Below are 13,610 nucleotides of genomic sequence, written 5' to 3'. Positions count from 1 at the left end.
TTGATACGTTCTTGGTCTGAAAGCTGCTGTACTTTAACTGGATTTTGTTTATCTAAATATTTTTGATACCAAACACGTAGTGTTTCAGGAGTACAACCCTTGCGCAGTATACTGCTCAGGGAGCAATAGCGGTGATCGCAGCCCAATTCGATGGATAATCTTTCTCGGATTCAATCAATAATTGAACCGCTCTTTCTCTGATTTCAGGGGTATATTTTACTTTTTTCATCGGGACATTCTCTCAGAAAGCTTGGTCTCCGACAAACCCGGTACGGTTCAAAAATCTTCCATTGATTTATTTATATCTGTTAAACCAGTCGCATTATGAAATGTAATATAAGTAGAAATTTCAGTATAAATGGTCATGATCTTTTCTAAATTTGAATATCTAAGCGTCTTCATTAATCAACCTTATTGATTATTAGTTTCTTCTTTTAAAGCTCTTTGTACTGTTGCTATCCCTACTTTAAACTTTTCTGCAACACCTCTAAATGTTGAATTTTCTTCAGCCATTGCTTTTCGTATTTCAACATAGTCAACCTTCCGCTTTCTTCCCTTATATAAGCCCTTCGCTTTGGCTTTTGCAATTCCTTCCTTTTGACGCTCACGGATCATGGAGCGTTCAAACTCTGCAAATGCAGCAAGCATCTGAAACATGAGTTTATTTATTGCCGATTGTGCTACATCATGACTGAAGGTCAAATTCTCTTTATGAAAAATAATGGTTATACCACGATCATTCAGACTATTCACAATTTCGTTCAGATCATTTGTATTACGTGCCAGACGATCAATACTATGAACATGCACCGTATCACCTTCACGCAGATAGTCGAGCATTGCATTTAACTGAGGACGTTCACGGCTACCACCGCTTGCCTTTTCAGTAAAGGTCTTATCCAGGCTGATTCCATCTAATTGACGTTCAGTATTTTGTTCAGTTGAACTGACTCGAATATATCCGACCTGATTAGGCATTCTGTACCGTTAGAGTTTAGATAATTAAATACATATTGTACCGAAATTAAATATTAAGTCTATAAATACGGTTTTTGAGTTGCTTTTTAAGACTTTATTTTGTTCCGTTAGGCTATACTCTAAATTTACAGAACATCTCTTATTCGAAATTCGATCGAATGGGAGTAAAAGCCTGCCTCAATTCGAATTAATTTTACGTTTTTTAATTTTAAAAGTTCGTCGCCCAGCAAGTCGGTAAGCAAGGTCAGGATTCCGGCCGTCCAAGTGTTTAACCAAAATTGGCACACCATTCGGTGTTTTACTCATTAAATTATCATTTTCTACATACAGCACTGTTCCTCTTTGCGCTGCGGCAATAAAGCGGTCTCGAAGTACATTTGCAGCTTTGGCAGCAATACCTGATTCATTGTCATCTTCATCAATTAGATCTACTGTTGACATAGTGCCGTACTCCCAATTAGCTGATATATGAATCATATTACAAGTCGGGTAGACAGGATAAAGAACTAGAGACCTTTCTACATATAATGCTCTGATCGACACACACAATAGCTTCTTTCCACATCAAGGTAGGTATTATGTGTGATCTGAATTTTATATTTAATTTCAATAACTTATAAATATTAATGTTTGAGTTTTATTTTTGCCACATAAACAAAATAATATTTAAAATCAAATGCTTATATTTTATAAAAAATTTAAAGCTTAGCATCACACATGATAGCTACCTAAATTAGCTCCATTAGGTAGCTATCATGTGTGTCGATATTAAAAATTATGTTTAATTTCAATGTATTAATAGAATTCAACTCTTTATAATTTTGATATTTTTTTTACAAAGCACGGGATCATCTAACAGAAATTTTTTCCCTTTTTTAATCCTGGATATTTAGAATCGGTAGAAATTTCTTCACTTAAAAATTTAACTGCCTAGAGAGCAAAATGAATCCTATAACTTTTCAGAAACTGGAAAAAATGAATAAGCACTGCAAGGCTTGTGTTAAAGCCTATGCACTTTTGACTTTGTTGAGTCTGGTGACTTTTTTCATCTATTTTTTTAATCGTTTCACATTAGAAATTCTCGTTACGGACACGACTGCTCTATTTCCGGTTATCAAAATGGAAGCGTTGGCACTTGGGATAATGCACATTGTTTACTGCTTCTTTTTTAAATATGTCGATAAAAAACTTCAAATATTCGGCTTAGATTCAAATAATCTGAATGAATACATCCAGCGGAATCAGGCATTTTTCCAAAAATATTAAGGTATGGCTTCTCCAGTGGAACTCATGTCTTGTAATACATCAAAGACAAGTCTCTCAATGCCTGAGCGTGCTTTATCACGGTCTGGATCTAGCCAGGATAGCGACGGGAATTCGGCACAGAGTCCAATAAATTCCCCGTCTTGGGCGGACCATGTCACACTAAATAAATAACGAGCTTCGGTCTTAAAATCGAAAAAAGCTTTCATATATTTTGCCGCGTGTTTAGCCTCAGCTCTCAAATCGTCAATTTCTTGGCGGCTGAGATAATAATCATCAGGATATTTCTGCATGAGTTATCACCATTGTTAATTGAGATTGATTTAAAAAACATCCTATACCTCGGTTTTATTGGACTTCGCCTTCCATTTTTCGTATTTTTTGTTGAGATCTTCCGTTAATACACTCCTAAAATGAGCTTCTGCTTCTTGATATGATGAATTATTTACAATCGAACTTTTCAGTTTTTTCATATATGAAAGTTTTAAAGTCCGGGCACCATGATCAAACCAGGGCTGATTATATTTATCCTTGAATAAGCGTTTTTCTAGGTGATACAAATTTCCGATCTGCTGACGTACCCCACGGTAGCCTAAATAGCCCTCCAAGGCCCGGAAATGGCGTTCAAAATAGGCTTTCTTCTCATCCAGACTGGCATTTTTTTCAATCAGGCTCTGAAACCGCAAAACGACCCTTTTCCCTTGTTCTAGTTGTTCCTTATAGGCTTTATCAGTCAAACGCCAGGTCCAATCTGTGACATGTTTTTCATTGGTCCAATTCTTGGCTTGAAGCTCTTTAATGCTTTTCTTCGGCTTGGTCAGACGTACCAGTTCATATCTACCACAGCTGATTGGATTAACCTCACCAATGTAACTAAAAGACTCTGAACTTGGACAGATCTCAAAGATTTTACGGTTAATCTTCAATAAATCTTGTTTGTCTGTTTTGCTCAAAACTTTTTGAGTTTTTTCATCCAATAAGAAAGCATCACTGGTTCGACAAAACAGGTAAGCCTCTACTTGCACCAAAAAAGCAGGTTCATTTTTATCAAATTTTTCCCAGCATTCACTCTCACTCAGTCCTGGTAAATAACTATAAGTGAAATGAACCAGCAAGCTAAAAACTGGCTCACTGTTCAATCTTCTTCGATAGGTTTGTTGGGCTGTTTCCAGTAAATGATAACGCTCAATCCATTTTGAAATCATACGGCTTGCTTCATCAGTATTCATATTCAATATGAATTTCTTAGCAACAAGATCATATTCGTTCGTCATCATTCCCATGACATGTTTTGTAAAATCTTTAGGAACATAGCTGTAATAAATCATTTTTTTATTACTCTTAAAGTGATTTTAATAAAGTGATTCTATAAGAGATTTATAAAAGATATTTATTAAAAATTCTATAAGAAATTCTTAAAGTCTCAAAAATGCAATTTTTGAGACTTTAAGCATGATTGCGAATCACCTTCGGAGATTCTATAAATAGCAGTTCCCCAAAATGGGCTTGACGACCGCAACTTGATCAAATATAAAACTTTTAGGGTCTTTGATTTTTTGCGTGGACTGCCAATCCATGAGCCAATTCTTTTCTGTTTGGTTCCTGGGTTGCCTACCCATGAATCAGACACACTCCCCCTTCTTGAGGATTGCCAGTCTTTGAGAAGCTTTAGTGGTGAAGCTGCGTGCGTGAGGAAACTCTAGCTGGCGCGGCTACACTAGGGGCTGGCGGGTGTGACTCCCGCTTTCTACCTGTTCACTCATTTTGATGAATGAACACCCTCCACTCCCAAGGTGGAGGTCAGTTGGGCGACAAGGACACGGGATCACGGTGACGTGGCGGTGGGAGTAACTTCCCTCCTAGGCTGAAAGGGCCAAAACCCTGTATTAAAACAGACAGTCAGAGGACTCACGGAATGAGTAACCTCGTGAATAGCTGATAACCAGACGCTTCAAGTCAAAAACAAAAATAAAGACAAGGGCGTAGGTTATACCCACAGGTGGGCTTTTGAGGGCATCGTGAGGTGTCAGGGTTGCAAGGCGAAAGCTGGCGCAATCGGTACTCGATTTTAGGTAGAACAGTGAATTTGTCGGAAGACATTCTGTTTTGCTGTCGAGATCAATGGATAGCTCAAGCCTGTAAGGTCGTCAACATGGTGCTTTTTAGGCTGTGTATGTCGATATGGGTAAGGCGTGAACGTGGATGATTATTAACTACATATTGCATTGTATAAACCTGATACGACTTGGAACTGCGATCGGGGGAGATAGGAATGTAGGTGTTGTATGTAGGAGATCGGCACGGGTTCTGCCAGTTTTCAGGCAACTGAAAACAACTGTTTTAATACTAACTTGGGAAGCAGTTTTGTTTAATGACGAAGCCGTATTGCTTAAAGATTTCTCTTTAATTTGAAGAGGTCTTTATTCAATCGGAGGCAACTTCCGAAAACAGAACTGTGGGAGAGTGACTTAGTAGGGCTTTGCTGTAATGGCAAAGGAAGCATTTCAATTCGAGTGAAAGGCGAGCGTTGAAATGAGTAACGAAAGGACACGCCATTAAGTTGGAGTGTGTAAGAGAATTGGAAGAATGTGGTTTGAGGATGAAGTTTGGCAACTTCATAGACTTGGCGGTCTAAACCCTCCAGCCACATTTGTAAAAATCGACCTAGAAGATCAGATTCGAGTGGCATCGGATCCAGAAATTCCAAGAACCTTGAGAAAACAAGTCAAATCAAAGTCTTTGATCCGACTTTTTAAAAACGGTTAGTGGGGACCTCACTTAAAAAATCCTGACGCAGCCGATTCTGCTGAACGAAATTAAAAATCTGTGTGTCCCTCATCACACATAAATAACTGAGATCAAAGTCCTGAGTACGACTATAAACTGCTTTCCATTTTGCGCTGATTTGCGTTTTAAGCCATTTTCTCTATTTGATATAGGTAATCTTGATAATCAGTGAAAAAACGCGTCTACCCCCTATTTTTTGCCTCTAATCGTTATATCAGAGCGAGTGTCTACGAGCGAACATCAAAAAGTCGTGCCTAGACTCCCTGAAAAACAGCTTTTTAGGCTGTGAAGTCAAAAAAGGCGTAAATCATATGTAGAAAATTGAGCCTAGACCGAGCGAAGCGAGCAAAAAAGTACTATGAGCGAAGCGAATTCCGAGTTGCTTTTGCTTTTTCTAAAACTCACGAAAATATTAACCAAAAAATTGCCCCTCGAATCGAGCGAAAGCGAGATTCAATAGAGTTTGAGCGAAGCGAAAACCAAGGGCAATTTTTCATGATTCACGTTTTTAATTATTTTTAAATACTTTTAATGTTTTTAGATGCTCTGTAGCCCTATAAAATAAAGGGTTACAGAGCTTATACATGGACGTTTATCTTGCTATACATGGACGTTTATCTTGCTATACATGGACGTTTATCTTGCTATACATGGACGTTTATCTTGCATATATTGACAAATATTATAATGTCAATTTTAAGGTTGAATTATAAACCACCTAATTGCAATAAGTGTTTGTATTTAATGAATTTTTATTAATTCCGATTATATATTAGATATTTAATAAATATTAAATACATAATATCAAAGATATTATCTTAAAATATCTATATATATTATTGTTTTTATTATAAATAATAGATTAGATAATATATTAAATAGACATTTTATAACCTATTATTTTTAATATACATGGACGTTTATCTTGCTATACATGGACGTTTATCTTGCATAACCTAAAAAATCATTGACATCAAAATATAGTGTCAATATATTGACATCAAATGATCACGTCAAAATAAAGATATGAAAAATACTGTCGTCAAAGATAATGCTTTAATCAATGCTAGTTACAACCTAGATCTAGCAGAGCAAAGACTAATCTTATTAGCTATTGTTGAAGCTAGAGAAAGTGGAAAAGGTATCAATACAAACGACCCACTCGTTGTTCATGCTGAAAGTTATGCACATCAATTTAATGTTCATAGAAATACGGCTTATACAACATTGAAAAATGCTTGTAATGCACTGTTCTTACGTCAGTTTAGCTATCAAGAAAAAAACTCTAAAAACATAGAACATATTAAATCTAGATGGGTTAGTGAAATCAGATATATAGAGAATGAAGCCGTGGTTAAACTTATTTTTTCCCCAGCCATTGTTCCATTAATTACAAGATTAGAAGAACATTTTACTAAATATGAGCTAGAACAAATTAGTAATCTGAGTAGTGCTTATGCAATCCGTTTATATGAGCTTTTAATAGCGTGGCGAAGTACAGGTAAAACGCCAATTTTTGAATTAGCCGATTTTAGAGAAAAATTAGGAGTTGATAAAACAGACTACGCGATAATTTCTGATTTAAAAAAACGAGTACTAGATATTTCAGTTAAACAGCTTAATGAACACACTGACATCACTGTTGAATACGAACAACATAAAAAAGGACGTTCAATTTACGGCTTTTCATTTTTATTTAAAAACAAGCAAACAGAGCAGAATTTAAACTCGACACGAGATCCAAATACCGTAGATCTTGTTTCAAAAATGACTAAGGCTCAGCGACATTTATTTGCTAATAAACTCTCTCAATTACCTGAGATGAGTAAGTACTCCCAAGGCACCGAAAGCTTTCCGCAATTTGCAATTCGTATAGCTGACATGCTGCAAGATCCACATCGTGCTAAAGAACTGTATCCATACTTAGAAAAAGTGGGATTTATGTCAGCTACTAAAAACAATGCTGTTAACAACTAAACTCTCAGTGAGTGAAGGATCCAGAATTAAAATCTGAGACTAAATAATTAAACTATAGTCATATAAGGAATTTGAAATGCTTATTGATGCAATTGCTTTATTAAGTGCTAAAAAAAATACTAAAGGTTATTCAGCTCATATCCAAATTGAGACTTCTGACGGTTCAGAAATTAGTGGCTCTATACAATTAGATCATGAATGGGATTATCAACTCGGCTTTTTGAGAGATTTAATAAATACAGAAGAAGATATGCGTTTTGTTGATAGAACCTTTACCAGTGAGGATTTTAGAAATGGTGTTTTAGGTTACTTAAGCAATTAGGCTTTAAACCTTGAGTGTATTAAAGAATACACTTGTTGTATTCTTTAATACGTCTCCTAAATACACAGTAATACAGTATGAAAACAAGTACAAAATACAGTGTTAGTGATGCTGCAACACTGTATAAAAAATCTCGGGCCACACTCTACAAAGATATAAAAAACGGAGTATTAAGTCGTGATCATGATGGTTCTATCGACTTCTCAGAATTACTTCGTGTCTATGGTGAGCCTTTTGGTGGAAAACACCCAAAACGTATTGACATGTCTCCGATACAAAACCTAGATACACCTGAATACAATGATAAAACAGTGGAAGAACTCAAAAATCAGATTGAGTTTCTAAAGAAACAACTAGAAAAGGCAGAAGATAGAGAAGCAAAAGCTAATTCTCGCATCGACACACTCCTGACCCTCATTGAAATGAAACCATCCCAAGCCACTACAGCTAATAATCATCAACCTGAAACAGATATAGCGATAGATCCAAAACTAGAAACCAAACCTAAAGATGATGGATTGACTATTCCGGTTGAAAAAGAAAACAAGCGAATCCCTGTTCCTGAACACGTAGACCCAGAACCGGAAAAAAGAGGCTTCTGGAGCCGCTTCTTTAAGCCATATGGCTGATCTGATTGTTCACCTGGGCTTATTAAAACCGTGGAGCATTGCTCAAGAAGTAAGCGTGGAACGTGAAAAATCATAAAAAAAGCCCGAACAGGGATGCTCGGGCTATCAACTAGGAACTACAGCGTTGAATTATAAGGATAATTATAAAGCATTTCGTATAAGGTGTATTATGTTAATTTTAGGGAAATTTAAGAATCTCTATGCAATGGTTTATTCAATATTCTTTGATTTCTTATCTTTTAGGTTAATCAGAAATAGCCAATAACATAAGCCAGGAAATAGAGCCATAAAGATAGTCCATGTATCTGTATACATCTTCCACCACTCTTTCGAAATTTCTCCTGTGTGACTCCATCCAAAAAGAATAAAAAATGGAGTAGCAATAATTATAGAGGCAATACAGATAGTTAATAAATTAAGACTGTTATAACGATTTAAAAGAATTGAGAATATGAAGCTGAAAGGTACAGTCAAAATACAATAAGCCAAGTAGACAAGACCGTGCCCTACAAGAACCACTAAAATCGAGTATAGGCTGTATTCCTGATTCATTACGATAAACAGGACTGCTGTGAAAAAAAGTAGTGGTAAAGGAGAAAGTAAGAGAGCTTTTACTATTTTTTCATTTGAGTATTTCACTAATTTAATTCTCTTATCTATTCAATAAATAATAATACTATAACGATTTTATTGGAGGTTTTTTGATTCTATTTAACATAATGGCTGTTATACGAAATTCAGCGTTTCAGGCTCCCCAAAACCAAGTTTATTTCTTGCATAAATGTATCCTGTAGGATACATTTTGTTTATGTACTCAATATATACCACTGAAGTCTTTGATGAATGGTTCACCAAGTTAAAAGACCAACAGGCAAAAAGACGCATACAAGTCCGAATTGATCGGGTTGAAGATGGAAACTTTGGAGATACTGAACCAGTTGGTGAAGGTGTCTCTGAATTACGTTTCTTCTTTGGACCAGGCTATAGGATTTACTACTGCAAACAAGGGCAAAGGGTTGTTATTCTTTTAGCAGGCGGAGATAAGTCTACGCAAAGTAAAGATATAAAACTTGCCCTGCAATTGGCACAAGATTTAGAGGAGGAGCTATAAATGGCTATTAAACTTCGCAAATGGGACAGTGCTGAGCATCTTAAAACAGAAGAAGATATGCAGGCTTACTTACAAGCATGTATCGAAGAATCTAATGGTGATGCCGCATTCATTGCTAAAGCTTTAGGTAACATTGCTAAAGCTAAAGGAATGGCTCAATTATCACGAGATACAGGTCTAGGCCGAGAAAGTCTTTACAAAGCACTTTCTGGTGATGTGAACCCTAGTTTTGATACGGTGATTAAAGTTGTAAAAGCACTAAATTTGCGCTTAGCAATTTAAAAAAATTATTAAAAAATGGAGCTTTAGGCTCCATTTTTTAATTTCGTATAACGTGTATTATGTTAATTTTAGAAAATCTAAAATAATTATTGATAATTTTTTTTTGAAAATTTAACATACCTTCCGATGGGTATTTTAGGTATGATTACTTATGAACAGTGTGTTACTCGCTTATGTATTACTTGGATTTTCAATAGTTTCCGAAGTGATTGGAAGTAGTTTTTTAGTTAAATCGGAAGGGTTTACAAAACTTTTTCCAAGCGTGATGGTCTTTATTTTTTTTAGCACGGCATTTTATTTATTATCACAAGTTATTAAAACAATCCCTTTAGGTATCGCATACGCTATATGGGCTGGTGTTGGGATTGTTCTAACTGCTGTAGTTAGCTACTTTGTTTTTAAACAGACACTAGATAATCCTGCTTTAATTGGAATTGGTTTTATCGTATCTGGCGTAATAATTATTAATTTATTTTCGCAATCAGCAGGTCATTAAGTGAAAGAAATTCGGCAACAAAAGAAGCAACCAGAGGTTATTCGAAAGCGCATCCTTGAACAGGCAACTATTCTTGTTTCTCAAAAGGGTATTTCTGGTGTTTCTATTCAAAATATTGCTACAGCAGTAGGTATAACAAAAGGGGGGGTATTTCACCATTTCCCGAATAAAAAAAATTTGATAGAAGAAATGTTCAATCAAATAATTCTTGATTTAGATCAAACAGTTGAATACTTGATTAAACGCGATCCAACAGAATATGGTAAATTCACACGAGCTTATATTCATAGTTCTTTTATCCATCAAATAGATGGGGTGGTTTCTGCTTGGTCAGCGTTATCAATGACTATGATCACAGAGCCTACCTTTAATAAAATTTGGATGGAATGGCTAAAAAATAGATTATCTCAACATGCAGAAACGGATAGTCATCCTGATTTAGAGTTACTTCGTTTAGCAGCAGATGGGTTGTGGCTACAAAGTATTACCGGAGTCATTGATGATGAGCAATGTTCAAAATTAGAAGACGATCTGCTTAATCGAACCTATTTAACATAAAATCTCTTATACGAAATTCATCAGGCTAACGCCACTATACAAAGCAACAGACCATACACTTTTTTAAATTACACCTCTTTTGATGATCTTTTGGCGTATCAATTTTGGCTATGCCAAAAGCTCCGGAGGACAAGATGCCACGTTGAGCTGAAAGCGAATAAGTGGGCGTAATGGTGGGCCAATCATGCTTGCATGTTGGTCAACATTACACATCTTGCCTACTTTACCCTTAAGTACTTTCTTAAAAATTCCTAAAAATCGACTATCCAAACAGGCCCAAAACCCTAAATTCCACGTATTCTTAGAAATTCTCAAATATTCCTAGAAATTCCTAAAAATTCTCAAAAATTCCTAAAAAATCTTAGATAATCCTACTTATTGAAAATCTATGATGAAGTAGAAACAAATCATAGCTGGACGTCACCAAGTTAAAAGATACGTTCTTCAATCAAAAGAAAAGATCCTGAAAATGCATGAACAGGCATATATGGCCCCCATACAAAAGGTAAAAACTTTACTAATCCCTATAAAACTTAGCTTCTAAATGCACTCATTTGCGATTTGAGCTCAAATTCACAGTGAAAGGTACAGAACGAGTGTCTACGAGTGAAATCGCTGAAATTCGCGCTTAGACTCTCTGAAAAACAGACTTTTAAATATTAGAATCTAAAAACTTTTTAATTACATATGAAAATTTGATCCTGGATCGAGCGAAGCGAGCAAAAAAGCTCTATGAGCGAAGCGAATCCATTTGTTCTTATTGTTTTGACTTTGCTCTTACTAATATTTAAATCATTTCCAGGATTGAGCCAAAAATTGCCCCAACGAATCGAGCGTAAGCGAGATTCAATAGAGTTTGAGCGAAGCGAAAACCAAGGGCAATTTTTCATTCCCTGTGCTTTTAATTATTTTAAAGTTTTTAAATGCTTTTAGAGATGCTGAAAGCCCTTTCTTGCAAGGCTTTCAAGGCTTATAAGACTACAATTTCTTTGTCATAAGACTACAATTTCTTTGTCATAAGACTACAATTTCTTTGTCATAAGACTACAATTTCTTTGCATTTGATTACATCGAATGCTAATGTAGTCTTAATAACACTTATAACCTATGCAGTCTTATGAAAAATGACTTAGTAGTAAAAGATAATGCCTTAATTAATGCCAGTTATAATCTCGAAGTAACCGAGCAACGGCTTATCCTTTTATCAATAATAAGAGCAAGAGAAACAGGCCAAGGGATCTCATCTGACAGTAAATTAGAGATTCATGCTTCTGATTATGCTTCTCGCTTTGATGTCACCAAAGAAGCAGCGTATAACGCTCTAAAAAATGCAGTTAATAATCTTTTTGAAAGAAAGTTCTCTTTTAAGGAAATTCATAAAGATACAAACAAAGAAATTGTAGTCAAATCCCGCTGGGTTAGCCGAATTGCATATATTGATGACCTTGCTACATTAGAAGTTACCTTTGCACCAGATGTTGTTCCTCTTATCACAAGATTGGAAAAGCACTTTACGAGCTATCAACTTAAACAGGTTGCCCAGTTAACTAGCAAATATGCTATTCGTTTATATGAGTTTCTAATTGCTTGGAGAAATGTAGGAAAAACCCCTGTAATTTCTTTATCTGACTTCAGAGAAAAATTAGGACTTGAGATTAATGAATATCAAAAAATGGTTAATTTTAAAAGTCGTGTTTTAGAACCAGCCATAAAGCAAATCAATGAGCTCACTGATATACATGTAAAATATGAACAGTACAAAACAGGAAGATCTATCTCAGCCTTATCATTCACTTTTAAGCATAAAAAAATTGATTCGATACCTTCAGAAAGAGATCCAAACACGGTAGATTTCTTTACCCAAATGACTGATGCACAACGTCACATGTTTGCAAATAAGCTTTCAGAGCTACCCGAAATGGGGCGGTATTCCCAGGGAACTGAAAGCTATCCGCAATTTGCTATTCGTATTGCTGAGATGCTGCAAAACCCTAACCGAATAAAAGAACTATACCCGTACCTAAAAAAAGTGGGATATATGCCATCAAGTAAAAAGGACGTAGTAAATGGCTAAGTTATCACTAAGTGAAGTATCCAATCGCTTTAACGTCAGTCGCTCTACGTTATATAGAGCCATAAAAGAAGGGCGTATATCTCGAAGCGCTGATGGTCTTTTTGATATTGCAGAAGTCATCCGATGCTTTGGAGAGCCAATCAAAAAGCATGAAAAAAAACAGGAAGTTGATCAATCTAAGGATGATGCAGATTTACGTCAGCTTGTTGATTTTATGAAAAAGGAGATTGAGTCATATAAAGATCGTGAGAAACGCTATTTAGACCAAATAGACCGCTTTCAATTGTTATTAGGGCATAAAAAGTCTGAAGAAAAAAAATCTCATGATGCACCAATGAAACAATCCAATGATGCACCATGCGACAATAGTAATGAAACAAATGAAGCTATTGATAATAATAAAGATATTGAAATCAATAAATCTCAAGAAACATTAGAAATACATCCTAATGAAACACCAAGACACATACCAAATACACATTATGAGACAAAGAAAAAACGTGGCTTATTTGGCCGGGTGCTGAATGCCGTATTTGATAATGACTAAGCCATAAGGGAGAAAGATCATGCCAAAATTGAAAGATATTGCCCTGGGAATTATTGTGGCCCCGCTGCTGATCCCAATCATGCTGATTGCGTCTTACCAGGATAAAAAGGCGCTAAAGAAAGACCTAAATAAACGCCAAAAAGAAAAAGACCAGGCATCCTGATTATTCAATTGAGCTAATCAAAAGTGTGGAACATTGATGAAATAATAGGCGTGGAACGTGAAAAGTCATAAAAAAAGCCCAATCGGGTGTGATTGGGCTATAAACTAGAAACTACAGCATTGATTTATAAGGAAAATTATAACACATTTCGTATAATCCGTATTATGTTAATTTTAGAAAATCTAAAATAATTATTGATAATTTTTTTTTGAAAATTTAACATACCTTCCGATGGGTATTTTAGGTATGATTACTTATGAACAGTGTGTTACTCGCTTATGTATTACTTGGATTTTCAATAGTTTCCGAAGTGATTGGAAGTAGTTTTTTAGTTAAATCGGAAGGGTTTACAAAACTTTTTCCAAGCGTGATGGTCTTTATTTTTTTTAGCACGGCATTTTATTTATTATCACAAGTTATTAA

General features: G+C 35.5%; 17 protein-coding genes and 1 pseudogene. 12 read left to right on the top strand and 6 right to left on the bottom strand.

Annotation, left to right across the window (positions count from 1 at the left end):
- The 3 genes and pseudogenes from FTU95_RS14155 to FTU95_RS14145 form a co-directional block, all read right to left on the bottom strand.
- Positions 1-229, bottom strand: a pseudogene (locus tag FTU95_RS14155) (IS3 family transposase); the annotation flags it as partial.
- 182 nt (positions 230-411) lie between these two features.
- Positions 412-978, bottom strand: coding sequence for a recombinase family protein (locus tag FTU95_RS14150; RefSeq protein ID WP_006581699.1), 567 nt, complete (start codon positions 976-978; stop codon positions 412-414).
- A 177-nt stretch (positions 979-1,155) separates the two neighbouring features.
- Entirely contained in the window at positions 1,156-1,419 is a 264-nt protein-coding gene (locus FTU95_RS14145; RefSeq protein WP_127801456.1) for a hypothetical protein, read from the bottom strand.
- 501 nt (positions 1,420-1,920) lie between these two features.
- On the opposite strand from FTU95_RS14145, the gene FTU95_RS14140 reads away from it, so the two are divergent.
- Complete coding sequence (locus FTU95_RS14140) at positions 1,921-2,244, top strand: hypothetical protein (RefSeq protein WP_104442387.1); 324 nt, start codon at positions 1,921-1,923, stop codon at positions 2,242-2,244.
- Here the strand turns inward: FTU95_RS14140 and FTU95_RS14135 are convergent.
- Complete coding sequence (locus FTU95_RS14135) at positions 2,241-2,450, bottom strand: hypothetical protein (RefSeq protein ID WP_005404800.1); 210 nt, start codon at positions 2,448-2,450, stop codon at positions 2,241-2,243. The two genes, FTU95_RS14140 and FTU95_RS14135, sit on opposite strands and share 4 nt — an antisense overlap.
- A 126-nt stretch (positions 2,451-2,576) precedes the next feature.
- Complete coding sequence (locus FTU95_RS14130; RefSeq protein WP_227554861.1) at positions 2,577-3,569, bottom strand: hypothetical protein; 993 nt, start codon at positions 3,567-3,569, stop codon at positions 2,577-2,579.
- Positions 3,570-6,054: 2,485 nt separating this feature from the next.
- Here FTU95_RS14130 and repM (FTU95_RS14125) point away from each other — a divergent pair.
- The 3 genes from repM (FTU95_RS14125) to FTU95_RS14115 all read left to right on the top strand — a co-directional run bounded on the left by repM (FTU95_RS14125) (position 6,055) and on the right by FTU95_RS14115 (position 7,956).
- Positions 6,055-7,005, top strand: coding sequence for a replication initiation protein RepM (repM, locus tag FTU95_RS14125; RefSeq protein WP_005404786.1), 951 nt, complete (start codon positions 6,055-6,057; stop codon positions 7,003-7,005).
- Positions 7,006-7,081: 76 nt separating this feature from the next.
- Entirely contained in the window at positions 7,082-7,327 is a 246-nt protein-coding gene (locus FTU95_RS14120) for a hypothetical protein (protein WP_005404787.1), read from the top strand.
- Positions 7,328-7,404: 77 nt separating this feature from the next.
- Positions 7,405-7,956, top strand: coding sequence for a plasmid replication DNA-binding protein (locus tag FTU95_RS14115; protein ID WP_005404788.1), 552 nt, complete (start codon positions 7,405-7,407; stop codon positions 7,954-7,956).
- Positions 7,957-8,166: 210 nt separating this feature from the next.
- Here the strand turns inward: FTU95_RS14115 and FTU95_RS14110 are convergent, their stop codons facing one another.
- Entirely contained in the window at positions 8,167-8,595 is a 429-nt protein-coding gene (locus FTU95_RS14110; protein ID WP_000877730.1) for a hypothetical protein, read from the bottom strand.
- A gap of 169 nt (positions 8,596-8,764) precedes the next feature.
- On the opposite strand from FTU95_RS14110, the gene FTU95_RS14105 reads away from it, so the two are divergent.
- The 8 genes from FTU95_RS14105 to FTU95_RS14070 form a co-directional block, all read left to right on the top strand.
- Positions 8,765-9,067, top strand: a complete 303-nt coding sequence (locus FTU95_RS14105; RefSeq protein ID WP_178962753.1) for a type II toxin-antitoxin system RelE/ParE family toxin — start codon at positions 8,765-8,767, stop codon at positions 9,065-9,067.
- Positions 9,068-9,349 (top strand): addiction module antidote protein, encoded by a 282-nt coding sequence (locus tag FTU95_RS14100; RefSeq protein WP_067865280.1) that lies wholly within the window; start codon positions 9,068-9,070, stop codon positions 9,347-9,349.
- Positions 9,350-9,500: 151 nt separating this feature from the next.
- On the top strand, positions 9,501-9,845 hold the full coding sequence (locus FTU95_RS14095) for an SMR family transporter (protein WP_005199344.1): 345 nt from the start codon (positions 9,501-9,503) through the stop codon (positions 9,843-9,845).
- On the top strand, positions 9,846-10,403 hold the full coding sequence (locus FTU95_RS14090) for a TetR/AcrR family transcriptional regulator (RefSeq protein WP_005146114.1): 558 nt from the start codon (positions 9,846-9,848) through the stop codon (positions 10,401-10,403). It begins immediately after the preceding gene.
- 1,117 nt (positions 10,404-11,520) lie between these two features.
- On the top strand, positions 11,521-12,477 hold the full coding sequence (gene repM, locus FTU95_RS14085; RefSeq protein WP_005166868.1) for a replication initiation protein RepM: 957 nt from the start codon (positions 11,521-11,523) through the stop codon (positions 12,475-12,477).
- Positions 12,470-13,024, top strand: a complete 555-nt coding sequence (locus FTU95_RS14080) for a plasmid replication DNA-binding protein (protein WP_180078835.1) — start codon at positions 12,470-12,472, stop codon at positions 13,022-13,024. The genes repM (FTU95_RS14085) and FTU95_RS14080 overlap by 8 nt, the downstream gene beginning before the upstream one ends.
- A 19-nt stretch (positions 13,025-13,043) precedes the next feature.
- Positions 13,044-13,187: a hypothetical protein gene (locus FTU95_RS14075; protein WP_180078833.1), complete on the top strand. Its 144-nt coding sequence runs from the start codon at positions 13,044-13,046 to the stop codon at positions 13,185-13,187.
- A gap of 256 nt (positions 13,188-13,443) precedes the next feature.
- Positions 13,444-13,610 (top strand): SMR family transporter (locus FTU95_RS14070; RefSeq protein ID WP_257220145.1); only part of this gene is annotated, 167 nt, incomplete at its 3' end.

It is taken from the genome of Acinetobacter sp. YH12208, from assembly GCF_013418055.1.
GTDB classification, from domain to species: domain Bacteria; phylum Pseudomonadota; class Gammaproteobacteria; order Pseudomonadales; family Moraxellaceae; genus Acinetobacter; species Acinetobacter pseudolwoffii.
Note: the sequence above shows the minus strand (reverse complement) of the source record. Positions and strands in the feature narration are given on the sequence as shown.